Source organism: Burkholderia sp. BCC1999 (assembly GCF_905339975.1).
Lineage (GTDB): Bacteria > Pseudomonadota > Gammaproteobacteria > Burkholderiales > Burkholderiaceae > Burkholderia.
The window spans coordinates 175509-198239 of the sequence record NZ_CAJPHP010000006.1; the positions used below are offsets into that span (position 1 = coordinate 175509).

Sequence of the window (22731 nt, forward strand, 5' to 3'; positions counted from 1 at the left end):
AATCCTGACACCCCCGCGTTCCCGAACGCGACCGACCGCCGGGGCGACACCGCCCTGGCCATTGCCGCGAACGCCGCGATTCACACCCACTGCCACCTTCAACAACTGTCACGACCGCAAGGCCCGCGAGGCCGCACCGCGCCCGCCGAAATAGCCGCATGCCTCCACATCAACGCCCGCTGTCGCGCCGTTTCACAATCGCTCCCCGCTGCAATACATACTCGACCCGAGCGCCTTCATCGGCCACCACCCCGATATCCTCGAGCGGATTGCCATCCAGCACGACGAGATCAGCGATCGCTCCTACCGCAACCACCCCAAGCAGCCCCTCCATATTCACAATCTCCGCCGCCACCGTCGTCGCTGACCTGAGCGCTTCCAGATTCCCGAGCACTTCCGCCCGAATCCGGAACTCACCCGACTGAAACGCATGCATCTCGCCGAGCAGATCCGACCCGAACCCCATCTTCACGCCGGCCTTCGCATAGATCTCAAGCGACTCGCGACCTTTCTGCTGCACGGAAGCCACCTTCGCGACGGAGTCCGCAGGCATCCCGAACTCCGCGCCATGTTTGGCCAGCGCGTCATAAGTCACCAGCGTTGGCACCACAAACGCCCCATGCTCATGCATGATCTTCGCGGCCGCTTCATCCACGAGATTCCCGTGCTCGATTGTCCGCACACCGCAACGCACGGCCCGCGCAATCGCCCGCCCTGTATACGCATGCGCCATCACATAAGTATTCGCAGCCTCGGCCTCATCGACGATCGCACGAATCTCATCCTCCGAATACTGCGTGTTCGCAATCGGATCAGTCGGCGAAGCGACCCCACCTGAAGCCATGATCTTGATCTGCGTCGCGCCTTTCTGAATTTCCTCACGCACGGCGAGCCGCACACCTTCGACACCGTCAACGACCCGCGCAATCGCCCCCGTCCGAAAGCAACAAGAACAGGGTTCCAGCAAATCCCCCCGAGGCCGAAAATCCCCATGCCCGCCGGTTTGCGACAACGCTTTCCCCGACGGAAAAATCCTCGGCCCTGAAACCAGCCCCGTCTCGACCGCTTGCATCAAACTCCAATCCGCGCCCCCCGCATCCCGCACGCTGGTAAACCCACGCGACAACATCGCATTGAGAATCGGCAGCGACCGAATCGCCGCGAGAATATTCGGCTGCGTTGCATTCGCACCAAGGTTCGCATTCGAAGCCAGCACATGCACATGGCAATCGATGAACCCCGGCATCACGGTCTTGCCGCGTACATCGATCACCTGCGCATTCGGAAAATCCACCGGCCGATCGGTGACTTCGACGATCCGTTCGCCTTCGATCACGACATGATGATGTTCGAGCAACACGCCTCGTTCGAGGTCGAGCACGTTGCCGCCTTGAAGCACGGTAATGGTCATGGAGAAATTTCCTTATCGAGTCATGGAGGCCGCACGCTTCGCATCCTTCACGAAGCGCGTCCCAACGAAACTGACTGCCGCCGCGAGAATCACGTAGAAAGCAGGCGCCATGTTGCTGCCCGTGCGGGCGATGAGCCACGTAATCAGAAACGGCGCGAACCCGCCGAAGGTCGTCACCGCGAAGTTGTACGCAACCGAAAGCCCGGTCGACAGCACCTTGGTCGGAAACAGCTCCGCGAATGCCGCGAGGATCGGCCCCGTGTAAGTCGCAATCAGCACGCCGAACACGGCCTGGAATACGATCAGCGACGCGAACCCGGGTGCATGGTTGATCCACGCGAACATCGGCCACGCCAGCACGAGGATCGCGAGCGCGGAGCCGGACAGGAACACGCGCCGTCCCCACACGTCGGCGAGCCGGCCGACGATCGGCGAGCAGCACATGATCATCAGCCCGCCGACCATGCCGGCCGCGAAACCGGTCGATTGCGGCAGATGCAGCGTGCGCACGGAATACGTCGGCATGTAGAACAGCAGCACGTATGTGCAGACGGTCCACAGAATGACCATCGAGAAACTCGCGAACGTTTCGCGCGGGTAGGTCGACAGCACCTCCTTCAGCGGCGAGCTTTCCTTCGCCTGCGATTCGACGGCGCTGAACGCGGGCGTCTCGTCGATATGGCTGCGGATGAAGTAACCGACCGGCCCGACGATGATCCCGAGCAGGAACGGCAGCCGCCAGCCCCAGCTATGCAGCGCTTGCGTATCGAGCGACGTGGTGACGAACGTGCCGGTCGCCGCGCCGAGCAGCACCGCGAAACCGATGCTCGACTGGATCCAGCTGGAGTAATACGCGCGCTTCTCCGGCGGCGCGTATTCGGTGAGGAACGCGGTGGCGCCGCCCATCTCGCCGCCGGCCGAGAAGCCTTGCAGCAGCCGCGCGACGACGATCAGGAGCGGCGCGGCGATGCCGGCCTGTTCGTAGGTTGGCGCGATCCCGATGAGCGCGGTGCCGGCCGCCATCAGCAGGATAGTGAGCGACAGCGCGGCCTTGCGTCCGACCTTGTCGGCATAGACGCCGAGCACGATGCCGCCCACCGGCCGCATGAAGAAGCCGACGCCGAACGTCGCGACGGTGAGCAGCACGGAGGTCAGTTCGTTGCCGGTCGGAAAGAACAGCTTCGCGATGATCACCGCGAAGAAGCTGTAGACGGTGAAGTCGAACCATTCGAGGCCGTTGCCGATCACGGTCGCGACGATGGCGCGGCGGCGTTGCTGCACGGCCGCATCGACGGCAGGCGCGGCGCGCGGGGAAAGCGTTCCTTGCATGGTCTCTTCCTTTGTCAGAACACAGGACGGCTGCCCCGCGTGAATCCCATGCTACGGACAGCCGGATTTTTTTCTGAAACGAAAGATTCGCATGCACGCATGCGCTACACGCATGCATCGCACTCAGGGCATTCAGGGCGCGGTCTGTTTCTCCGCCTGTTCGAACAGCCAGCGCGTGAACAGGCGGGCTGCCTGGTTCTGCGCGCGGTCGTTGGGCGAGATCACGTAATAGCCGCCGCCGTGGCTCGCGGACGCATCCGTCACGCGCACGAGCAGCCCGGCTTCGATGCACGCGTCGATCATGTAGCGCCAGCCGAGCGACACGCCCTGGCCGAGAATCGTCATCTGCACGATCTGGGGATACGAGTTGATCATGATGTCCTGCGGCTGCTGCTTCTGCCGGTCGACGTCGTTCATGTCGAACCATTCGGGCCACGACATCCACTGGCGCTGGCCGTCTTCGAGGCGCAGCAGCGTTTCGTTCGCGAGGTCGGCCGCGTTCAGCGTGCGGCCGGCCAGATAGCCCGGCGCGCAGACGGGAAACACTTCCTCGTCGAAGAGCTTGCGCACGGTGTATTCGGCCGGTGCCTGCTGGCGCACGTAGTAGACGCCGACGTCGAATTCCGCCGGCGACATCGACGCAAGGCCGTCGCGCACGATCAGGCGCAGCTTGATGTTCGGATACGCGGCGCGAAAGTCCGGCAGCCGCGGCGTCAGCCACAGCACCGCGACGCCGGACGAGCACGCGATCGTCAGTTCGAGATCGCCGTACGGTTTCATCACGTCGTGCGTGGCTTCCGCGCATTGCGTGAGCAGATGGTGGACCTGCGCCGCGTATTGCTCGCCGGCGATCGTCAGCCGCAGCGAGCGATGCTCGCGCACGAACAGCGAGCGGCCGAGGAATTCCTCGAGTTGCTGGATCTGGCGGCTGATCGCGCTTTGGGTCAGGTGCAGTTCGGCGGCGGCTTTCGTGAAGCTCGCGTGCCGCACGGCGGCTTCGAACGCGACGAGGCACTGCAGGGGCGGAAGCGGCGTGATGCGCATGGCGGGCGGGAAATCGGGGCGGGGGCTGCCGACATGATACGGGCGGATCGAACGGAAATCACAAGGCGGGAAGGGCCTGGCCGATTGGCGTACTCGTGCGCACGCGTGCCCGGCCAGGCAATGCGCGCTGCCTGTTGGGGCCGTATCGATTCGTCCGAAAAACGGATCGCGAGGTAAAACAGTTACAAGTTAGCTGTTGACGCACACCAGCCCGGCGGTTAGTGTATGCGCCGAAGTCCAAGAAGTCCGATTGCTGTTCATCAATTGCTCGCTGTCCTCAGCGGTATTCGTTGTCCTCTCCCTCCTTGAAACTTCAGGCGCTCTCCAACAGGGCAAATCTTCATATTTTTTTCTCAAGGAATCTTCATGGATACCGGTATCGTCAAGTGGTTCAACGACAGCAAAGGCTTTGGCTTCATCACGCCGGACAACGGCGGCGACGACCTGTTCGCTCATTTCTCGGAAATTCGTGCCGACGGCTTCAAGACGCTGGCTGAAAACCAGAAAGTGAGCTTCGAGACGAAGCAAGGCCCGAAGGGTCTGCAAGCGGCCAACATCAAGCCGCTGTAAAGTTTGAAGGGCCCGGCCTCCCACGATGGGCGCCGGGTCGCAGCGACATCCTCACGGAGCTTTGTCTCCTACAGTTGGCGCGATTGATCCTGGCTGCGTCTGTTCATTCAGCAGCTAACCAAGCGCCACACGCCTCGTTGCACTTCATTCCCCCCTCCGGCCACAGCGCCTTATTTTCGCTTTCCGACTGCTTCAGATTCAGCTCGCAATGGCTTTGAGTCGGCGCATCCGTGCACATTTCGCATGGCAAGCGCGCAGTCGAACATTATTAAAATTAAAAATTCAAAACATGCAAAATCATCAGTACAACGGCTATGCCGTCCAACCCTCGGCGCATCGTTTGCCCGACGGCAGTTTTTCAGCCAACCTGCAGCTCGAACGCATCGATAACGCGTCCGCCGAAGGCCGCTACCGGTTCTTTTCGCTCGATTACTTCGCGAGTGAAGCGCAGGCACTGCGGCACTCGGCCCGCTGGGCCCGCAACTGGGTCGATACGCGCGGTTAAAAACACCGTGGTGCCGGGCACCTAGCGCATGTGAGTCACCCGGGGGCGCGCAACATCGCGCGCCCGAACCTCGCGTGCGGTCGATTCTCTACCCATCCGACCGGATGGCCGAACGATGCGGCCAACCTCCGCATTCGTGCGAAGATTGTGCACACATCACACTCGCCCGAGAACGACGTGACCCTATCCAATCCTGAGCGCAACCCGGAGGCCGCCCATCCGCCGTGGATGCCCGTCGCACTGGCCGAACTCGGCATCCGTCGCCATCCGCCCGGCAGCATCAACCCGCGCATCGTCGAATACAACAATCAGACGAACCTGGTCGGTTATGACGACAAAATTTCCTGGTGTTCGTCCTTCGTCAACTGGTGCATGAAACACGCCGGATTCCACGGCACGGGCTCCGCACTGGCACGCTCATGGCTCGAATGGGGCCGCCCGCTGGACCGCCCGGTCTACGGCTGCATCGCGATCCTGACGCGTGACGACCCGACGAGCTGGAAAGGGCACGTCGGTTTCTACCTGCGTCACGACGCCGAACAGGTGTACCTCTTCGGTGGCAACCAGCTGGAAGAAGTCCGCGAACTCGCGTATCCGTTGAACGAAGTGATCGGATACCGCTGGCCCGCCACCGCATGACCACGCGGCGGCAGCACACACAAAACAGCAAACAATGCGGTTCCCGCCGCTGCTAATCTGTCGAACACACCGCATTGACCATCCGGAGCCCGTCGGCGCGCCAACCGGCAGTCGCCGATCTCCGCACCCCCAAGGAGCCTGCAGTGCAAACCGGTAATCTCCGTCTCTACGCGGATGCGCAATACACGAGCCCTTACGCGATGTCGGTCTTCGTCGCGCTCGAGGAAAAGGCACTCCCTTACGAACTGGTGACCGTCGATCTCGGCAACCGCGCGCATTTCGCGCCGGACTATGCGGCGACGTCGCTGACGCAACGCGTGCCGACGCTCGTGCACGACGATTTCGCGCTGTCGGAATCGTCGGCGATTACCGAGTATCTCGACGAGACCTTCCCGGGCACACGGCTCTATCCGGCCGAGCCGCGCCAGCGTGCGCGGGCGCGGCAGGTGCAGGCGTGGCTGCGCAGCGACCTGATGCCGATCCGCACGGAACGGTCGACCGAAGTGCTGTTCTACGGCCCGTCGAGCGAGCCGATGTCGAGTCTCGCGCAGGCCGCCGCGCAGAAGCTGTTCGCGGTTGCCGACAAGCTGCTCGCGCCCGGTGCGGTGAACCTGTTCGGCGAGTGGAGCATTGCGGATGTCGATCTGGCGGTGATGCTGAACCGTCTGGTGCTGAATGACGATCCGGTGCCGCAGCGCCTCGCCGACTATGCGCACGCGCAGTGGGAGCGGGCGTCGGTGCAGCGCTGGGTGAAGCTGAAGCGGCCGCCGCTGTAATTCGCGATGAATGTGATCGGGCCGATCCTCATGGTGCTCCTGCTGGCGGCAGGCGTGTTCGTTGCGGTCCGGTTCTGGCACATGCTCGTCACGCGTATCGTCACCGTGATCGCGGGGCTGGGAATCGCGTGGTTGGCGGTCTACTTGATCGCCTTGTCATCGGTCCAATGTCTCGGATCGTGCGGCTGAAGTGCGGGGCGGGGCGCCGGCAAGTGTTGAAGCCGGCACCGTATCGTGACTGCGCCTAGTTCTTCGCCACAGCCTCCACCTCCGGCCCACCGGCCGCGTCATTCCTGCTCCACCCGCCCCCAAGCGACCGATACAACGCCACCGCCGCGAGCGCATGCTCCCGCTTGAGCTGATTGAGCGAATCCGAATCCCGCAGATAAACCTCCTGCGCCGACAGCACATCCAGAAAATCCGTCGCGCCACCCTTGTAGAGCTGATTCGCCAATCCAAGCGCCTTGTCCGATGCAGAGAGCGCGCTACCCAGCTTCCGCGTCGCCTCGTCGGAACTGACGAGATTCGCGCGCGCATCCTCGACTTCGCGCAACGCTTGCAGCATCGTCTGCCGTAACCCGAGTTCCGACTCGCGCATCCGGCTTTCGCTCTGCGAGATATCGGCGGTAATCCGCCCCGCGTTGAAGATCGGGCTCGTCGCACTCAACGCCGCGCTGAACAGGTTATCGGTCAACGTCGGCAACCCGAGATACGAAGCCGCCAGAATCCCGTCCGTCAGGTTCAACGAAAACTTCGGATACCGCTCGGCTTTCGCCACGCCCACTTGCGCCGCGCGCCGCTCGACCTGCGCATAAGCCGTCAGCACATCGGGCCGCCGCAACAACGCTTGCGAAGGCAGCGTTCCCGGCGCGCCAACCGGCGGCGCCGGAATCTCCCCGGCCTGCGCCAACACGAGCCGATCGACCGATTCCGGCGTGCGCCCCGAATACACGGCGATCAGATTGAGCTGATGCGAGATCTGCGCCTGGGTCGGCGGAATCCGCGCTTCGAGCGCATCGAGCTGGTTCTGCGCACGGGTAACGTCGAGTTCCGTCGACAACCCGAACGCCTGCCGCTTGCGCGTGAGTTCGAGCGCGTGCTGCCGGATCTTCGCGTTGTCCTGCAGGATCTTCAACTCCTGCTGCGCCCAGCGCAGATCGACATACGCGGATGCCGCATCGGCAGCAAGCGCGAGCCGCATCGCATCTTCCGCATGTTTCTGCCCGACGAGTTCCGCCTGCGCGGCAAGCAAATCGAGCCGTTCACCGCCGAACACATCGGGCGACCAGCTCAGCGCAAGCCCCGCGCCAGCCTGTCGCACATACCCGAGCGGCGGCGGCGTGTTCTGCCGCGCGTCGGCCGCATGCGCGGTCGCGTCGAGTTCGGGCAGCAGCACCGCACGCTTCTGCACGGTCAGCGCCTGCGCCTGTTTCACGCGTTCGGCGGCCGCCTGCAGATCGAGGTTGCCGTCGAGCACGGTGGCGATCAGCTGGTCGAGCACAGGATCGTGGAATTGTGCCCACCATGCGGCGGCGTCGATGCCCGCGCGCGGCACGTCCGTATCCCAGGCAGTGGGCGCGAGCGTCTGAACGGATTCGGGCAGCGCCGGATGCTGCGCGGGCTGCACCGCGCACCCGGCGGCGAATGCACTGACAGCCAGCGCGAGAAGTAGCTTTTTCATGATGAAGATCTCAGTGCGCGTCCGGCGGCGGCGCGTTCAACGTAATGGGTTTGGAAAACACGACGGCAAGCAGCGCGACGACGAAGCACAGCGACAGCGCGTAGTACGCATCGGCATACGTGAGCGTCAGCGCTTCGCGATAAATCAGCCGATGCAGGTTCGCGAGCCCGGCCTGCGCGGTATTCAGCGTATTGCCTGCCACCGAGCCCCAGTAGGCCGCCTGACGATCGAGCAGCGACGCGATCTGCGGTTCGCCGGCGCTCACGTGCTCGTTCAGCCGTAGATAGTGAAAATTCAGCCGGTCGTTGAGCATCGTCGCGCTCACCGCGATACCGATCGCGCCGCCGAGGTTGCGCATCAGGTTGAACAACCCGCTCGCCGATTTCAGCCGCGATTGCGGCAGCGAGCCGAGCGCCATCGTCACGATCGGCGGTACGCTGAATTGCTGACCGATGCCGCGCAGCGCCTGCGGCAGCAGCAGTTCCTTCCAGCCCCAGTCGTGCGTGATCGGCGTGTACAGGTAGCAGCCGAGGCCGAAACAGATCAGCCCGAACACCAGCAGCGCACGCATGCTGAAGTAGCGCGCCGCGAACGCATACGCACACAGCGCGAGCAACTGGAACGCACCGACCGACAGCAGCGCGATACCGATCTGCAGCGAGCTGAAAGCACGCACCTGCGCGAGAAACAGCGGCGTCAGGAACACGGTCACGAAGATCCCGATGCCGGTCACGAACGACAGCAGGCTGCCGATCCCGAAGTTGCGCACGGCGAGCGCGCGCAGGTCGACGATCGGATCTTTCGCGGTGAGCGCATGCACGAGGAACAGGAAGCCGCAGATGCCGGAAATCCACGCGCAGATGACGATCGCATCGTCGCCGAACCAGTTCTTGCGCGGGCCTTCTTCGAGCACGTATTCGAGGCAGCCGAGGAAGCCCGACATCAGCACGATGCCGAGATAGTCGCCGCGCTTGATGAGGCTGAGGTCGGGCTCGTCGATATGCACGTAGCGCGGCACGAGCGCGGCCACCGCGATGCCCGGCACGAGGTTCAGGTAGAACAGCCAGTGCCACGACCACTGGTCGGTGATCCAGCCGCCGATCACGGGGCCGATCGCCGGTGCGAGCGACGCGAGCGCGCCGATGGTCGTCGACGCGATCAGCCGCTGCTTGCCGGGGAACAGCACGAACGCGGTGGTGAACACGGTGGGGATCATCGCGGCGCCGAGCGCGCCCTGCAGCCCGCGAAACAGGATCATCGAGTTGATGTCCCACGCGAGCCCGCACAGCATGCTGGTGATCGTGAAGCCGACGGCCGATGCGACGAACAGCCAGCGCGTCGACATCACCTTGGACAGCCAGCCCGACATCGGGATCACGATGATCTCGGCGATCAGGTAGGCCGTCTGCACCCACGACAGTTCGTCCTGGCTGGCGGAAAGCCCGCCGCCGATGTCGCGCAGCGACGACGCGACGATCTGGATGTCGAGCGTCGCCATGAAGAAGCCGACGCACATCAGCGCGAACGCGAATACGCGCTGCTTTGTCGGTTGCGACGCGGGGTCGCCGGAAAACGCGGTGGTCATCGTGTGCTCCCGCTCAGTTCGCGTGATCGGTATGCACGGTCACGACCGCGGACAGGCCGGGGCGCAGCACGTGTTCGACGCCCGGCTGCGGATCGAGGTGCACGCGCACGGGCACGCGCTGGACGATCTTCGTGAAGTTGCCGGTCGCGTTCTCGGGCGGCAGCACGCTGAAGGTCGCGCCGGTCGCGGGCGCGACGCTGTCGACGCGGCCGTGCAGCCGCGTGCTCGATGCATCGAGCGCGACGTCGACGCGATCGCCCGCGCGCATCTTGCGCAACTGGTCTTCCTTGAAGTTCGCGTCGATCCACAGCCCGGAAGCCGGCACGACCGTCAGCAGCGGCACGCCGACGTTCGCGAGCATGCCGACGCGGCCCGTGCGGTTGCCGACGTAGCCGTCGACCGGCGAGCGGATCGTCGTGTATTCGACGTTGAGCGCGGCGACGCGCTGCGCGGCCAGCGCGGTATTCACGCGGGCTTGTGCATCGGCGAGCTGCGCACCGAGCACGTCGAGTTGTCGCTTCGCTGCGAGCAGCGCGGCGTCGCTGCGTTCGACGGCCGCGCCGGCTTTCGAGTAATCGGCGTCCGCGCGCTCGACGATCTGGTTCGACACGGCGTCGGATTTCACGAGTTCTCGGTAGCGCACGCGGTCCGAGGCGGCGCGCGTGAGCTCGGCCGCCGATGCGTTCTTGTCCGCCGCGTGCTGGCCGATTACCGCGAATTGCAGTTGCTGCTTCGCTTCGAGTTCGGTCACGGCGGAGCGCGCGCTGTCGACTTCGGCGCTCGCCTGTGCGAGCTTCGCGTCGTAGTCGCGCGCATCGAGCTGCACGAGCACGTCGCCGGCCTTCACGCGCTGGTTGTCGGTCACGAGAATCCTGTCGACGAAGCCGTTGACCTTCGGCGCAAGCACGGTCACGTCGCCGCCGACATACGCGTCGTCGGTGCTCTCCTGGAAACGCAGCACGAACAGCCAGTCGAGCACGGCCGCGGCCACGACGACGACGGTGACGCCTACCGCGATGCGCATCCACGGCACGCTGCGCTGCTTCGCGAGCCGCTCGGTTGTGGCTGCTTCGCGCGTGGCGGCAGCGGCTTGGGTCGTTTCCATCGTTTCACCTATGTATATGCACTAATCAAAGCGATCGACGGCATTGCGTCGATCGGGGAAGGGGCTAGCGTTCCTGCAGGTTGTGCGTGATCCGGAACAATTCGTCTCTCAGGCGGGCCGCCCGCGTCGGCCCGAAGCGCCGCTCGAACGCTTCCTGCGCGGCGAGCCAGTGCACGTGCGCGTCGGCGACCTTCGTTTCGCCGTCGGCAGTCAGCGTGAAGGTCTGGCGGCGGTACGGCGGCTCGATCATGCCCGTCACCAGCGCGGCGCCGACGAGCGGCTTGAGCGCGCGCAGCAGCGCCGTGCGCTCGATCACCAGCACACTCGACAACGTCGCCATCGTCAGGCCCGGCCGGTCGCGAAGCAGCGCGAGAATGCTGTACTGCGACGGCGTCACACCGGCCTGCGACAGATAGCGCTCGTAGAACTGCGAGATCCGGCGGGCGGCTTGCCGGACCGCAAAGCAATCGTCGTCGGTGAGGGTGATCTTGTGCATGTGCACATGTTAGGGCGCAGGGCGTCGCGAAGCGATGGGCGGGGCAGGATCAGATTGGTGTCGTGGCTGTACCAATCGCCATCAGGCGGCCGCCGGGACGATCCAGCCTTCGCGGTCGCAATAGGCGGCCGTGTAGTCGATGAACGCCTTGACCTTCGCGGGCAGCAGCACGCGGTTCGCGTACGCGAGCTTGATCTCGACGAACGCGTCGACGAGGTCGGCGTCCGCCAGCAGTTGCACGAGCGCGCCCGACGCGAGTTCGGCCTGCACGAGCGTTTTCGGGACGACGCCGATGCCGAAGTCGTGCATCACCATTTCGCGGTTGAAGACGGGGCTGTTCGACGAGATGTCGAAGCGGAACGGCACGGTCAGCAGGTCGCCGTCGACGCGAAACGACAGCGCGGGCCGGCGCAACGACGGCGACAGCGGCACGAACGGATGCTCGGCGAGATCGGCCGGCGTCTCGGGGCGTGAATGTTCGCGCAGATAGGTGGGCGTCGCGACGATCACGACCGGAATGCGCTCGACCAGTCGCACGACGGTCGATTCGCTCGTCAGCATGTACGGCACCACGATGCCGATGTCGTAGCCTTCGCCGACAAGATCGACCGGGCGCTCGGTCAGCGTGACGTCGAGGCGCACCTTCGGATGCGCGCTCTTGAAGCCGGCGATCAGCGGCACGAGCCGGTTCAGCGCGGCCGTCGTGTGCGCGACGAGGCGCAGCAGGCCCTCGGGTTCGCGCGTCTGCGTCTGCGCTTCGACTTCGAGCGCGTCGAGTTCGTCGAGCACGGCCGCGCAGCGCTCGTAGATGCGCTCGGCCGTTTCGGTCAGCGACACCTGGCGCGTGGTCCGGTGCAGCAGCCGGCTGCCGAAGCGCGCTTCCAGATCCGCGACGGCGCGCGACACGACCGGCCGCGCGAGGCCGTGCATGTCGGCGGCGCGCGTGAAGCTGCGCATCTCCACCACCGACCGGAAAATCCGCAGCTTGTCGATGTAGTCCATGTCCGTCTCCTTGATGCGATGGCCGGCCGCCGGCCTGGTTACGGCGGAGTGTACATTGACTTTATGCATATGCACATATAAATTGACGAACATGAACGACATCTCGATTGCCCAAGCGTGCAACTGCCTCGCGCTGCGTCAGGCGGCGCGCTTCGTCACGCAACTGTACGAACGCCATCTGGCCCCGGTCGGCGTCACGCCCGCGCAGTTCTCGATCATGGCGAACCTGACGCATCGGCCCGGCCTGTTGATGAGCGAACTCGCCGACACGCTCGTGATGGATCGCACGACGCTGCTGCGCGCGCTGAAGCCGTTGCAGCGCGACGGTTTCGTCGCGACGGCCGCGTCCGAGCACGATGCGCGCGCACATGCGCTGCACCTGACGAAGCTCGGCGAGCGCACGTTCGCGCAAGCAAAGATCGCGTGGCAGGCAGCGCAGGACGAATTCGAGACACAGTTCGGCAGCGAGCGCGCGAAGGCGTTGCGCGGCGAGCTGTTCAGCCTGACGGCGGAACGTTAGGCGAACTGGAGCGGAATTCGAGCCATCGATCGCTTCGGTGGCCTTTCATGGTGGAAATTGGTATTGAATCTGTCCGGATCGATGCCGATCTGGACAGTTTTTATTTCCAGTTGTAGAGTCCTCTGACGGATTTCACGGGCCGGCGCACTGCCGGATACGAGTCACGAGGAGCAACCGATGCTGCAGTTGAGTGACCGCGACGACGCGATGTTGCGCGGGGATTTCGGCGATGGCGTCGCGCGCGCGATGCGGATCGTCGCGCGTACGGCGCAGGTGATGTCCGCGCCGCACCTGATCGACATTACGTCTGCCCATATCGACGGCTGCCTTTATCACGGCCAGACGAGCCTCGACTTCGTCGAGTATTTCGTCGACACCGGCGCAAAGGTCGCGGTGCCGACCACCTTGAACGTCGGGTCGCTCGACCTGATCCATCCCGAGCTGTATCACGGCGACCGCACGATCCAGCGCGATGCGCAGCGCCTGATGGACGCGCATCTGCAACTCGGCTGCGAATCGAGCTTCACGTGCGCGCCGTATCAACTGAAGAACCGTCCCGCGAAAGGCGAGCAGATCGCATGGGCCGAATCGAATGCGATCGTGTTCGCGAACTCGGTGCTCGGCGCGCGCACCAGCCGGTATGGCGATTTTCTCGACCTGGCCGCCGCGATCACCGGGCGCGCGCCGTATGCGGGCCTGCATGTCGAAGCGAACCGCGCCGCGCGGATCGTGTTCAATGCGCCGGATTTCAGCGGCCTGGCGTCGCGCGACATTTATTTCGCCGCGCTCGGTCTGCTGATCGGCAAGATCGCGGGCGCGGTCGTGCCGGCGATCGTCGGGTTGCCGGCGGACACCACCGAAGACGAACTCAAGGCGCTCGGCGCGGCGGCCGCGTCGAGTGGCGCCGTCGCGCTGTTTCATGCGGTGGGCATCACACCCGAGGCGCCGACGCTCGACGCCGCGCTGCACGGGCAAGCGGCGCAACGCAGGGTCGACGTCGCGATGGCCGATCTCGACGAGATTCGCCGCACGCTGAACCACGGTGCGGCCGGCGACGCGCTCGTCGCGGTGGCGCTCGGCACGCCGCACTTCTCGCTGGCCGAATTCCACACGCTCGATACGCTGCTCGACGCGTTCGACGGCAAGCCGGCGTGCGATTTCTACGTGAACACGAGCCGCTTCATCCTGTGGGAACTGGAGGAAACCGGCCTCGCCGGCAAGTTCGCGGCGCGCGGCATCCAGATCGTCGTCGACACCTGCACGTACATCACGCCGGTGATGAAGCAGTTGTCGGGGCTGGTGATGACCAACTCGGGGAAATGGGCGTCGTATGCGCCCGCGAACATCGGCGTGACGGTCGCGTACGGCAGCATGCGCGAATGCGTGCGCTCGGCGTACGAAGGAAAGGTGCGATTCGATGACTGAAGCGACGGGCAAGGGATTGACGGGCGACACGCTCGTGCCGGGCAGCGCGTGCGCGCGGCCCTTCGTGCTCGACAAGCCGCTCAGCTTCTGGGGCGGTTACGACTCGGGCGCGGGCAGGATCGTCGATCGCGGGCATCCGCAGGCCGGCGCGAGCCTCGCCGGCAAGGTGATGGTGATGCCGCACGCGAAGGGCTCGAGTTCGAGCAGCAGCGTGCTCGCGGAAGCCGTGCGCAACGGCACGGGGCCGGTCGGAATCGTGCTGAAGGAGCGCGACCTGATCATCTCGATCGGCGCGATCGTGGCCGCCGAGCTGTATGCGATCGCGGTGCCGGTGGTGTGCGTGAGCGACGCCGTGTACGACGCGATCGTCGCCGCGTCGGGCGATGTGCGGATCGAGGCGGGCGAGAGCGATGGTGGCGCGCGGATCTACCTCGGTGACGCAGGCCCCGACGCCGGTTCCCCCAACCCGCCGGCTGCCTCACGGTAAGCACTCGGCGTCTGCCCGGCCCAGCGCCGGAATGCGCGCGTGAAATTCGCCGGGTCGGTGAATTGCAGCCGCTCGGCGATCGTCTTCAGGTCGAGATCCGACGCGGCGAGCAACTGCTTCGCGTCGCGAAACCGTGCTTCGTCGAGCAACTGCCGATAGCTCGCCCCGGCTTCTTCGAGCCGGCGCCGCAGCGTGCGGGTCGACACGAGCAGCGCATCGGCGAGCGTGTCCGGCCCGGGGTAATCGCCTGCAGCGCGCGCCAGCTCCGCGCGCACACGTTCGACGAGATCACCTTCCTCCTGACGCACCTGCGCATACTCGCGCTCGACCTGCACGAGTGCCTGCCGGTGCGCGACTTCATCGGCGAGCGGCAGCGGCCAGTCGAGCACGTCGCGCGCGATCCACAGCGCGTTGGCCGCGCAGCCGAATTCCACCGGCGGCAACTCGTCGCGATAGCGTGCGAAATACGCAGGCTCCGGCCACGCGAACCGCAGCTCGATCGGCGGCGACGCGCGCCCGGACCATTGCGAGATGTTCTGCGCGAGCCCCGTCAGCACGAACTCGAACATCACGTGATGCTGCAGCACGGGGCTGGCCTGCACGCCGTGCAGTCCGAGCGTCGCGCCGCGTTCGTCTTCCGCATAGGTCAGCCGGTACTGGCGATTGCGCATCCGGAAGTAGCGTTGCGTGACGGACAGCGCGTCGCGGATGTCCCGCGCGGTCAGCGTCGCATAGCCGAGAAAGCCGTGCACGGTCGGCTTCAGCAGCAGCCCGAACGCGAGCCCGATGCCAGGATCGCCGCCGATCTCGATCGCATTGAGTACGAGCCGCCCCCATTGCGACGGCGCGACGCGCGCGTCCGGTTCGGCCAGTACCGCGTCGCGCAGGCCGGTGCCGGCACGCACGGCGGCCAGGTCGACGCCGCGGGCGGCCAGCGCCTGCAGCAGCAGGCGCGTATAGGCAACCGGAATCGTCGGCCGGCGCAGCCCGAGGCGGTCCTTGGCGAGTGGCGAAGTCATGTCGTTTTGGCCGGAAATGACAAGCATTATGGCTGTTTGCCCCCTCACGCTCAAGGCGGCGCGCGCCTACGATGGCAGGCATCGCTTATGGGCTCGACCATCATGAAAACCACCTTTCCCCACCTGCTCGCGCCGCTCGACCTGGGTTTCACGACGCTGAAGAACCGCGTGCTGATGGGCTCGATGCATACGGGCCTCGAAGACAGCCGCAAGACGCTGCCGCGGCTTGCCGAATATTTTGCCGAACGCGCGCGCGGCGGTGTCGGCCTGATCGTCACGGGCGGCTTCGCGCCGAACGTGGCCGGCTGGACCAAGCCGTTCGGCGGCACGCTGATGACGTCGGCCGCCGCGCGGCGGCATCGCGAGATCACCGACGCCGTGCATGCGGAAGACGGCAAGATCGCGCTGCAGATCCTGCATACGGGCCGCTACGGGTACCACCCGTTCGCGGTCGCGCCGTCGAAGATCAAGTCGCCGATCTCGCCGTTCGCGCCGCATGAGTTGAGCGCGCGCGGCGTCGAGCGGCAGATTCGCGCGTTCGTGCGGTGCGCGAAGCTCGCGCGCGAAGCCGGTTACGACGGCGTCGAGATCATGGGCTCCGAGGGCTACCTGATCAACCAGTTCATCTCGATGCATACGAACAAGCGCACCGACCAGTGGGGCGGATCGTACGAGAACCGCATCCGCCTGCCGATCGAGATCATCGAGCGCACGCGCGAAGCGGTCGGCCGCGATTTCATCCTGATCTACCGGCTGTCGATGCTCGACCTGATTCCCGACGGTAGTGACTGGAGCGAAACCGTGCAGCTCGCGAAAGCCGTCGAGCGCGCGGGTGCGACGATCATCAACACGGGGATCGGCTGGCACGAGGCGCGTGTGCCGACGATCGCGACATCGGTGCCGCGCGGCGCGTTCGCGTGGGTGACGAAGAAGATGAAGGGCGAGGTCGGCATTCCGCTCGTGACGACCAACCGGATCAACCGGCCGGAAGTGGCCGAGCAGATCCTCGCGGACGGCTGCGCGGACATGGTGTCGATGGCGCGCCCGCTGCTCGCCGATGCCGAATTCGTCGTCAAGGCCGCGCAAGGCCGCGCCGATGAAATCAACACCTGTATCGGCTGCAACCAGGCGTGTCTCGATCACGCGTTCAAGAACAAGGTCGCGTCGTGCCTGCTGAATCCGCGCGCGTGCCACGAGACGGAGCTGAAATACACGCCCGCGCAGCAGCCGAAGCGTATCGCGGTGGTCGGTGCGGGGCCGGCCGGGCTCGCCTGCTCGACCGTGCTCGCGCAGCGCGGCCACCACGTCGACCTGTTCGACGGTGCGTCGGAGATCGGCGGCCAGTTCAACATGGCCAAGCAGGTGCCGGGCAAGGAAGAGTTTCAAGAAGCGCTGAGCTACTTCGGCCGCCAGGTCGAGCTGACCGGCGTGAACCTGCACCTGAACCGCCGCGTCGATGCGAGCGACCTGATCGCGGGCGGCTACGACGAGATCGTGCTCGCAACGGGCGTCGCGCCGCGCGACCCGAAGATTCCGGGGCAGGACGGGCCGAACGTGCTCAGCTATATCGACGTGCTTGCGGGCAAGCGGCCGGTCGGCCGGCGCGTCGCGGTGGTCGGCGCGGGCGGGATCGGCTTCGATGTCGCCGAATATCTGGTGCAGGACGGCGAATCGCCGGCGCTCGATCTCGAAGAGTGGAAGGCCGAGTGGGGCGTGACCGACCCGGCCGCGACGCGCGGCGGCGTGACGCGTGCACAGGTGTCGGCCCCGGCGCGCGAGGTGACGCTGCTGCAGCGCAAGGCTGCACCGCTCGGCAAGGGGCTCGGCAAGACGACCGGCTGGATTCACCGCGCGACGCTGAAGATGAAGCAGGTGAAGATGATCGGCGGCGTGAACTACGAGCTGATCGACGCGCGCGGGCTGCACGTGTCGTACGGCGAGCAGCGCACCGATCACGAGCTGATCGAAGCCGACACGATCGTGCTCTGCACGGGGCAGGAACCGCAGCGCGCGCTGCTCGCGCCGCTGCAGGCGGCCGGGCGTTCGGTGCACCTGATCGGCGGTGCCGAACTGGCCGCCGAACTCGACGCGAAGCGCGCGATCGATCAGGGCGCGCGCCTCGCGGCGCGGCTGTAGCGGTACGGCGCGCGAGGCGCCGCCGTCACTCCATCTCGACGCGTTGCGTCTCGCGCTCTTCCGCTTCCAGCATCGCCTTGACGATCAGATAGACGGCGGGCAAATCGTCGTCGTCGCGCTTCCAGTCGACGGATTCCTCGACGTCCGCGGCGACCATCCGGCTGTCGCGCAGCCGGATGAAGGCGTCGACGACCATCGGATCGTTGCGGTTCAGGAAGCCGGAGTTCGAGAACGCCAGCTCCTCGACATTCAGCAGCGCCTGCCAGCTCATCGTGCGGACGGCGGCCGGATGGCTGCGGCGCCGCAAGCCGAGCGCCCGCTGCGCGGGGCCGCCGACGACACGCTGAAGATCGACGACCGCCTGCCGCGCGGCGCGCTCGAAGTGGACGGGGTTGAAGCCGGGTTGCTCGGGATCGAATGCGGATGACTGGAACATGGTCGCCTCACTAAAGACCGTCTCGGGGACGGAATTCGGGTCAAATGACGCAGAAACACTGTAAATATATACAGTGATTGGCGCACTTTCAAGCCCCCGATGACAGCAGATGGCAGCCGTCCGGCAACCGGGCCGTTTCAGACCGCTGCTGCGATGGTCTCCCGCAGCCACCGATGCGCCGGATCGCGATGCACGCGTTCATGCCACAGCATCGACATTTCATAGCCGGGCACCTCGACCGGTGCGTCCACCACGCGCAGCGCGGGCACGTCGCGCACCAGCCGCTCGGGCAGCATCGCGACGAGATCGGTGCTCGCGACAGCCGACATCACGAACAGGAAATGCGGCACCGACAGCACGACGCGCCGCGCCGCGCCGACTTTCGCGAGCGCTTCGTCCGTCACGCCGAAGAAGCCGCCGCCGTCGGGCGACACGATCACGTGTTCGAGCGTGCCGAACTGCGCGAGCGTCGGGCGCCGCTTCAGCTTCGGATGTCCGGCGCGGCCGATGAGCACGTAACGTTCGACGAACAGCGGCAGGCGCCGCATGCCCGCTGGCGACCCTTCCGTCGTGTGGAACGCCAGGTCGATGCCGTTCCGTTCGGCATCCTGCTCGATGCGCGGCGGCACGAGCTCGACGACGGCCAGCCGCGTGCCGGGCGCGGCCGAGCGCAGCATGTGCAGCGCGGGCAGCACGATCGTCGATTCGCCGTAGTCGGTCGCGGCCACGCGCCACGTGTTCGTCGCGGTCGCCGGATCGAACGGGGTGGCCGGAACCACCGCGCGTTCGACGGCTTCCAGCGCGTCCCGCAACGGCTCGCGCAGCGCTTCCGCACGCGCGGTCGGCCGCATTCCGCGCGGCCCCGGCAGCAGCAGCGGATCGCCGAACACGTCGCGCAGTTTCTGCAACTGCACGCTGACCGACGGCTGCGACATGTTCAGCTTCTCGGCCGCGCGCGTGACGTTGTGCTCGGCGAGCAGCACGTCCAGCGTGACGAGCAGGTTCAGGTCGAGTCGTCTGAGATTGTTCATGGCTATACCTGGAATATCAGGAATTCATTTCAAATATACCTTCGGCGGCGGCATCCTGCAGTCATTCAATCAACGGAGTGACGAACATGAATGTGCTGATCGTTTATGCCCATCCCGAACCGCGTTCGCTGAACGGCGCGCTGCGCGACTTTGCCGTCGAGCATCTCGAAGCGGCGGGCCACAGCGTGCAGGTGACGGACCTGTATGCGATGAACTGGAAGGCGGCGTTCGACGCGAACGACGTGACCGGTCGCGCGCCCGACGCGCGATTCGATCCGTCGCTGGACTCGAAGCATGCGTTCGCAACGGGCACGCAAAGCGAAGACATCGCGCGCGAGCAGGACAAGCTGAAGTGGGCCGATGCGGTGATCCTGCAGTTTCCGCTGTGGTGGTTCTCGATGCCGGCGATCATGAAGGGCTGGGTCGAGCGGGTGTATGCGTACGGGTTTGCGTATGGCGTCGGCGAGCATTCCGATACGCACTGGGGCGATCGCTACGGTGAAGGCTCGTTTGCCGGCAAGCGGGCGATGGTGATCGTCACGACGGGCGGGTGGGAATCGCACTACAGCCCGCGCGGCATCAACGGGCCGATCGACGACATACTGTTCCCGATCCAGCACGGCGTGCTGTATTACCCGGGGTTCGACGTGCTGCCGCCGTTCGTGATCTACCGCACGGGCAAGATGAACGACGCGCGCTTCGAGGAAACGCGTGCGGCGCTTGGCCGGCGTCTCGACGATCTGTGGACCGAGCAGCCGATTCCGTTCCGTCGGCAGAACGCAGGTGATTACACGATCCCGGCGCTGACGCTGAAGGACGGGATCGCGCCGGGGAAGGTCGGGTTTGCGGCGCATCTGGCGCATGAGTATTGATCGCGGGTCGCGCGGGCATGTCGACACGTGCGGCCGAATCAAGTAGTTTCCGGAGATCGACGCGATTCGTCTGCACAATGGGCCGGCACGGCCTGTACGGCGAATCGGTCTCGACGGAGAACAACAATCATGCCTTTCGAACCAACGGGCCAAACGGAGCCGGCCGAACACGACGATCGCGCCAGCCTGCTGATGGCACTCGAAGCAGGCGGCTATCTCACCGAGGAACACGCGGGGCGCGTCACGCAGCGTCTGAAGGACGCCCCGGCCGAGCTTCCCGATACCGATTCCGCCCGCACACTGCTCGACTGGCTGATCGCCGAGGGCTACACGACGTCGGACGCCGAGGCGAAAGCGACGCAGGCGCTGCTGGACGGCCACGCCATGGACGTCCGCGCGAAACTCATCCTGATGCAGATGCTGGAGGAGATCGATCCGCCCCGGTTCGAGCAGCGCCTGAACGAAACGGTCGCATCGATCCAGCGCGAGCAAAAGAAGAAGCAGATGCTGATCGGCTTCGGCGGCCTGGCTGCCGCGCTGGCCGTTGGCGCTTACCTGTTGTGGCCCGCATCGGCGCCCGCGTGCAGTGCGTCAAGCACGGTCAAGACGCTGAATTCGCTGATGTTCGACGCGCGCATGGACATGATGCGCAAGAACCCGATGCAGATGCTCGACAAGGGCAGCACGCCTTTTCCGCGCATCAGCAACCACCGCGAAGTCGGCTATGACGAAACCAACCAGGCGCGCGGCTGCCTGGCGGACCTGACTGTCGCCGACGAGCACACGACGCTCGGCTATGTGGTCCGGCACGACGACAAGGACAAGAGCGATTTCGTCGTGCAGACGTTCCCGGCGGAATACGTGACGGCCCGCTATAGCGCGCAGGGCCTCAATCCGAAGCTCGGCGCGCCGCTCGGGCGCGACGTCATCAGCACGGCGTTCATGACGGGCGTCGCGCAACTCGACAAGAGCGTATCGGAGCGCTCGCCGAGCTACGGCAAGCCGATGCCCGGCAGCGACGAACCGACGACACTGACGAGCAGCGTGCTGGGCGTTATACCGTCCGCCGATTGCAAGCAGATCGACGGCGACCATGTGTCGTGTCCGTTGCTGATCGATTATCGCGACCGGTTGCTCGGCGCGATCGGCGCGCCGTCGATGCTGCAGTTGAAGGGGGATTTCACGTTCGTCAAGGACGGCACCGGCTGGAAGACTGCCGACGATTTCGACAAGACGTTGATGCAGGCGATCGTCGCGCGACGTATCGCCAAGGTGTATGGCGACGAAGTCGCCGACAAGATGGATGCGCAGAAGTAAGCCGCGCAGCGGCATGATCCGCCGCCGCGGATGACGAAGTGAAACGGGCGGCCTGCGATGCAATCGCTGGCCGCCCGTTTCGTCAGTGCTCGACCGCGAGCTTACCGGTCGTCGTCCCGCACCGACGACGGATGCCGGCACAGCGCCCGCACTTCCATCTCCATGTACGGGAACAGCGGCAACTGGCTCAGCAGGTCATGCAGTTGCTGCACGCTTTCGACGTCGAAGATGCTGACGTTCGCATACTGCCCGGCGATCCGCCACAGATGACGCCAGACGCCTTCGTTCATCAGCCGCTGGCACATCGCCTTTTCTTCCGCCTTCAGCGTTGCCGCCTTGACCGGATCCATGTCCGCCGGCAGGCGAACGGTCATTTCCACATGAAACAGCATCCTGCACTCCTTGAGTTGTCGATTCGTCGAACGGGAAGGGCGCTCAGGCCTGTGCGCGTGCCCGGTCGACTTCGCTGCCCGGTACGTCCTGCTTTTCCTTGAGCAGCGAGAAGTCGAAGTCGATCAGCGCGAACTGCCCGTCGACGCCATACGGCTTGCCTTCCGCGCCTTCCGCCTGCTTGACCGGCGGGATCAGTCCGTCGCGCGTCGCGAACGCGAAGTCGTCCCACAGATGCGGATCGCCGTCGATGTTGATCTGCGTCGTCAGCTTACGATAACCGTCGGCCGAAACGAAGAAGTGAATATGCGCCGGACGATGGCCGTGGCGGCCGAGCTGGTCGAGCAGTTGCTCGGTCTTGCTGCCCGGCGGCACGCTGTAGCCCACCGGCAGCACGCTGCGGAAGCTGTAGCGGCCGTCGGCATCGGTGCGGATCGAGCGGCGCAGGTTGAACGCGGGCTGCGACTGGTCGAAGTACGAATAGTTGCCCAGATGGTTCGCGTGCCACACCTCGACCAGCGCGTTCGCGAGCGGCGCGCCGTCGTGGCCGAGCACCTGGCCGCGCATGATCAGCGTCTGGCCGGGATCGGTGCCGTCGTCGAGACGCGCATGGCCGACCGATTCCGGCGCACCGGCGACATACAGTGGGCCTTCGATCGTGCGCGGCGTGCCGCCCTGGATGCCGGCCCGTTCCTCGGCTTCGTCCATCCGCACGTCGAGGAAGCGCTCGAGGCCGAGGCCCGCGGCGATCAGCCCGAATTCGCGGCCGGCTTCGTTCAGGTAGTTCAGTGCCGTCCAGAACTCGCTCGGCTGCACGTCGAAATCCTCGATCGTGTAGCAGATGTCCTTCACGATCCGGTTGACGATCGCGCGCACGCGCGGATTGCCCGGCTTCTCGGCGGCGTCGTCGAAGGTCTTCAGCAGTGCGTCGATGGCTTGCTTGTTCATCTGTGTC

24 protein-coding genes are annotated in these 22731 nt (G+C 65.3%); 11 read left to right on the forward strand and 13 right to left on the reverse strand.

Annotation, left to right across the window (positions count from 1 at the left end):
• Positions 1 to 169: 169 nt before the first annotated feature.
• The 3 genes from U5809_RS10630 to U5809_RS10640 all read right to left on the reverse strand — a co-directional run bounded on the left by U5809_RS10630 (position 170) and on the right by U5809_RS10640 (position 3784).
• Positions 170 to 1411 (reverse strand): amidohydrolase family protein, encoded by a 1242-nt coding sequence (locus U5809_RS10630; RefSeq protein ID WP_322086465.1) that lies wholly within the window; start codon positions 1409 to 1411, stop codon positions 170 to 172.
• Positions 1412 to 1423: 12 nt separating this feature from the next.
• A complete protein-coding gene (locus U5809_RS10635; protein ID WP_322086466.1) occupies positions 1424 to 2740 on the reverse strand; it encodes an MFS transporter in 1317 nt (438 codons plus the stop codon).
• 132 nt (positions 2741 to 2872) lie between these two features.
• Positions 2873 to 3784 carry a LysR substrate-binding domain-containing protein gene (locus tag U5809_RS10640; protein ID WP_322086467.1) on the reverse strand — a complete coding sequence of 304 codons (912 nt, stop codon included), beginning with the start codon at positions 3782 to 3784 and terminating at the stop codon, positions 2873 to 2875.
• Between the two features lie 366 nt (positions 3785 to 4150).
• Here U5809_RS10640 and U5809_RS10645 point away from each other — a divergent pair, with 366 nt between their 5' ends.
• From U5809_RS10645 to U5809_RS10665, 5 genes are all read left to right on the forward strand, one after another.
• Entirely contained in the window at positions 4151 to 4354 is a 204-nt protein-coding gene (locus tag U5809_RS10645; RefSeq protein WP_006485974.1) for a cold-shock protein, read from the forward strand.
• Between the two features lie 280 nt (positions 4355 to 4634).
• Positions 4635 to 4859, forward strand: coding sequence for a hypothetical protein (locus tag U5809_RS10650; protein ID WP_322086573.1), 225 nt, complete (start codon positions 4635 to 4637; stop codon positions 4857 to 4859).
• Positions 4860 to 5087: 228 nt separating this feature from the next.
• Complete coding sequence (locus U5809_RS10655) at positions 5088 to 5498, forward strand: TIGR02594 family protein (protein WP_322086574.1); 411 nt, start codon at positions 5088 to 5090, stop codon at positions 5496 to 5498.
• Positions 5499 to 5641: 143 nt separating this feature from the next.
• Positions 5642 to 6274, forward strand: a complete 633-nt coding sequence (gene yfcF, locus U5809_RS10660; RefSeq protein ID WP_322086468.1) for a glutathione transferase — start codon at positions 5642 to 5644, stop codon at positions 6272 to 6274.
• Positions 6275 to 6280: 6 nt separating this feature from the next.
• Positions 6281 to 6463: a hypothetical protein gene (locus U5809_RS10665; RefSeq protein ID WP_322086469.1), complete on the forward strand. Its 183-nt coding sequence runs from the start codon at positions 6281 to 6283 to the stop codon at positions 6461 to 6463.
• 55 nt (positions 6464 to 6518) lie between these two features.
• Here U5809_RS10665 and U5809_RS10670 read toward each other — a convergent pair whose 3' ends face one another.
• The 5 genes from U5809_RS10670 to U5809_RS10690 form a co-directional block, all read right to left on the reverse strand.
• Complete coding sequence (locus U5809_RS10670) at positions 6519 to 7955, reverse strand: efflux transporter outer membrane subunit (RefSeq protein WP_322086470.1); 1437 nt, start codon at positions 7953 to 7955, stop codon at positions 6519 to 6521.
• Between the two features lie 10 nt (positions 7956 to 7965).
• On the reverse strand, positions 7966 to 9540 hold the full coding sequence (locus U5809_RS10675; protein WP_322086471.1) for a DHA2 family efflux MFS transporter permease subunit: 1575 nt from the start codon (positions 9538 to 9540) through the stop codon (positions 7966 to 7968).
• A gap of 13 nt (positions 9541 to 9553) precedes the next feature.
• Positions 9554 to 10645 (reverse strand): HlyD family secretion protein, encoded by a 1092-nt coding sequence (locus U5809_RS10680; protein WP_322086472.1) that lies wholly within the window; start codon positions 10643 to 10645, stop codon positions 9554 to 9556.
• A gap of 64 nt (positions 10646 to 10709) precedes the next feature.
• On the reverse strand, positions 10710 to 11141 hold the full coding sequence (locus U5809_RS10685; RefSeq protein WP_322086473.1) for a MarR family winged helix-turn-helix transcriptional regulator: 432 nt from the start codon (positions 11139 to 11141) through the stop codon (positions 10710 to 10712).
• A gap of 81 nt (positions 11142 to 11222) precedes the next feature.
• Entirely contained in the window at positions 11223 to 12143 is a 921-nt protein-coding gene (locus U5809_RS10690) for a LysR family transcriptional regulator (protein WP_282511223.1), read from the reverse strand.
• Positions 12144 to 12234: 91 nt separating this feature from the next.
• Between U5809_RS10690 and U5809_RS10695 the strand changes: the two genes are divergently transcribed.
• The 3 genes from U5809_RS10695 to U5809_RS10705 all read left to right on the forward strand — a co-directional run bounded on the left by U5809_RS10695 (position 12235) and on the right by U5809_RS10705 (position 14575).
• Positions 12235 to 12663, forward strand: coding sequence for a MarR family winged helix-turn-helix transcriptional regulator (locus tag U5809_RS10695; protein WP_322086474.1), 429 nt, complete (start codon positions 12235 to 12237; stop codon positions 12661 to 12663).
• A gap of 177 nt (positions 12664 to 12840) precedes the next feature.
• Complete coding sequence (locus U5809_RS10700) at positions 12841 to 14088, forward strand: aconitase X (protein WP_322086475.1); 1248 nt, start codon at positions 12841 to 12843, stop codon at positions 14086 to 14088.
• Positions 14081 to 14575 carry an aconitase X swivel domain-containing protein gene (locus U5809_RS10705; protein ID WP_322086476.1) on the forward strand — a complete coding sequence of 165 codons (495 nt, stop codon included), beginning with the start codon at positions 14081 to 14083 and terminating at the stop codon, positions 14573 to 14575. Before U5809_RS10700 ends, U5809_RS10705 begins: the two co-directional genes overlap by 8 nt.
• Here the strand turns inward: U5809_RS10705 and U5809_RS10710 are convergent.
• Positions 14515 to 15621: an AraC family transcriptional regulator gene (locus U5809_RS10710; protein ID WP_322086477.1), complete on the reverse strand. Its 1107-nt coding sequence runs from the start codon at positions 15619 to 15621 to the stop codon at positions 14515 to 14517. The genes U5809_RS10705 and U5809_RS10710 overlap by 61 nt on opposite strands.
• A gap of 75 nt (positions 15622 to 15696) precedes the next feature.
• Between U5809_RS10710 and U5809_RS10715 the strand changes: the two genes are divergently transcribed.
• A complete protein-coding gene (locus U5809_RS10715; protein WP_322086478.1) occupies positions 15697 to 17730 on the forward strand; it encodes an NADPH-dependent 2,4-dienoyl-CoA reductase in 2034 nt (677 codons plus the stop codon).
• 25 nt (positions 17731 to 17755) lie between these two features.
• On the opposite strand, the gene U5809_RS10720 is transcribed toward U5809_RS10715, so the two are convergent.
• Both U5809_RS10720 and U5809_RS10725 read right to left on the reverse strand, forming a co-directional pair.
• On the reverse strand, positions 17756 to 18166 hold the full coding sequence (locus U5809_RS10720) for a DUF2471 family protein (RefSeq protein ID WP_322086479.1): 411 nt from the start codon (positions 18164 to 18166) through the stop codon (positions 17756 to 17758).
• Positions 18167 to 18303: 137 nt separating this feature from the next.
• Positions 18304 to 19197 carry a LysR family transcriptional regulator gene (locus U5809_RS10725; protein WP_282511212.1) on the reverse strand — a complete coding sequence of 298 codons (894 nt, stop codon included), beginning with the start codon at positions 19195 to 19197 and terminating at the stop codon, positions 18304 to 18306.
• An 86-nt stretch (positions 19198 to 19283) separates the two neighbouring features.
• On the opposite strand from U5809_RS10725, the gene U5809_RS10730 reads away from it, so the two are divergent.
• On the forward strand, positions 19284 to 20069 hold the full coding sequence (locus U5809_RS10730) for an NAD(P)H-dependent oxidoreductase (protein ID WP_322086480.1): 786 nt from the start codon (positions 19284 to 19286) through the stop codon (positions 20067 to 20069).
• Positions 20070 to 20198: 129 nt separating this feature from the next.
• Positions 20199 to 21386, forward strand: coding sequence for a hypothetical protein (locus tag U5809_RS10735; protein ID WP_322086481.1), 1188 nt, complete (start codon positions 20199 to 20201; stop codon positions 21384 to 21386).
• Positions 21387 to 21487: 101 nt separating this feature from the next.
• On the opposite strand, the gene catC is transcribed toward U5809_RS10735, so the two are convergent.
• Together catC and catA are read right to left on the reverse strand one after the other, a co-directional pair.
• The gene (gene catC / locus U5809_RS10740) at positions 21488 to 21778 is read right to left on the reverse strand and encodes a muconolactone Delta-isomerase (RefSeq protein ID WP_212061932.1); all 291 of its coding nucleotides are present in this window, start codon (positions 21776 to 21778) and stop codon (positions 21488 to 21490) included.
• Between the two features lie 43 nt (positions 21779 to 21821).
• Positions 21822 to 22724, reverse strand: coding sequence for a catechol 1,2-dioxygenase (gene catA / locus U5809_RS10745; RefSeq protein WP_322086482.1), 903 nt, complete (start codon positions 22722 to 22724; stop codon positions 21822 to 21824).
• Between the last annotated feature and the right edge of the window lie 7 nt (positions 22725 to 22731).

Excerpts from the sequence above, each read along its gene's own strand:
- U5809_RS10690 (WP_282511223.1), bottom strand. The coding sequence starts at position 12,143 with ATGGACTACATCGACAAGCTGCGGATTTTCCGGTCGGTGGTGGAGATG.
- U5809_RS10720 (WP_322086479.1), bottom strand. The coding sequence starts at position 18,166 with ATGTTCCAGTCATCCGCATTCGATCCCGAGCAACCCGGCTTCAACCCC.
- U5809_RS10645 (WP_006485974.1), top strand. The coding sequence starts at position 4,151 with ATGGATACCGGTATCGTCAAGTGGTTCAACGACAGCAAAGGCTTTGGC.
- U5809_RS10715 (WP_322086478.1), top strand. The coding sequence starts at position 15,697 with ATGAAAACCACCTTTCCCCACCTGCTCGCGCCGCTCGACCTGGGTTTC.
- U5809_RS10640 (WP_322086467.1), bottom strand. The coding sequence starts at position 3,784 with ATGCGCATCACGCCGCTTCCGCCCCTGCAGTGCCTCGTCGCGTTCGAA.
- U5809_RS10710 (WP_322086477.1), bottom strand. The coding sequence starts at position 15,621 with ATGCTTGTCATTTCCGGCCAAAACGACATGACTTCGCCACTCGCCAAG.
- catC (WP_212061932.1), bottom strand. The coding sequence starts at position 21,778 with ATGCTGTTTCATGTGGAAATGACCGTTCGCCTGCCGGCGGACATGGAT.
- U5809_RS10680 (WP_322086472.1), bottom strand. The coding sequence starts at position 10,645 with ATGGAAACGACCCAAGCCGCTGCCGCCACGCGCGAAGCAGCCACAACC.
- U5809_RS10695 (WP_322086474.1), top strand. The coding sequence starts at position 12,235 with ATGAACGACATCTCGATTGCCCAAGCGTGCAACTGCCTCGCGCTGCGT.
- U5809_RS10725 (WP_282511212.1), bottom strand. The coding sequence starts at position 19,197 with ATGAACAATCTCAGACGACTCGACCTGAACCTGCTCGTCACGCTGGAC.
- U5809_RS10675 (WP_322086471.1), bottom strand. The coding sequence starts at position 9,540 with ATGACCACCGCGTTTTCCGGCGACCCCGCGTCGCAACCGACAAAGCAG.
- U5809_RS10665 (WP_322086469.1), top strand. The coding sequence starts at position 6,281 with ATGAATGTGATCGGGCCGATCCTCATGGTGCTCCTGCTGGCGGCAGGC.
- U5809_RS10685 (WP_322086473.1), bottom strand. The coding sequence starts at position 11,141 with ATGCACAAGATCACCCTCACCGACGACGATTGCTTTGCGGTCCGGCAA.
- U5809_RS10700 (WP_322086475.1), top strand. The coding sequence starts at position 12,841 with ATGCTGCAGTTGAGTGACCGCGACGACGCGATGTTGCGCGGGGATTTC.
- U5809_RS10635 (WP_322086466.1), bottom strand. The coding sequence starts at position 2,740 with ATGCAAGGAACGCTTTCCCCGCGCGCCGCGCCTGCCGTCGATGCGGCC.
- U5809_RS10705 (WP_322086476.1), top strand. The coding sequence starts at position 14,081 with ATGACTGAAGCGACGGGCAAGGGATTGACGGGCGACACGCTCGTGCCG.
- catA (WP_322086482.1), bottom strand. The coding sequence starts at position 22,724 with ATGAACAAGCAAGCCATCGACGCACTGCTGAAGACCTTCGACGACGCC.
- U5809_RS10670 (WP_322086470.1), bottom strand. The coding sequence starts at position 7,955 with ATGAAAAAGCTACTTCTCGCGCTGGCTGTCAGTGCATTCGCCGCCGGG.
- U5809_RS10655 (WP_322086574.1), top strand. The coding sequence starts at position 5,088 with ATGCCCGTCGCACTGGCCGAACTCGGCATCCGTCGCCATCCGCCCGGC.
- U5809_RS10630 (WP_322086465.1), bottom strand. The coding sequence starts at position 1,411 with ATGACCATTACCGTGCTTCAAGGCGGCAACGTGCTCGACCTCGAACGA.
- U5809_RS10730 (WP_322086480.1), top strand. The coding sequence starts at position 19,284 with ATGAATGTGCTGATCGTTTATGCCCATCCCGAACCGCGTTCGCTGAAC.
- U5809_RS10735 (WP_322086481.1), top strand. The coding sequence starts at position 20,199 with ATGCCTTTCGAACCAACGGGCCAAACGGAGCCGGCCGAACACGACGAT.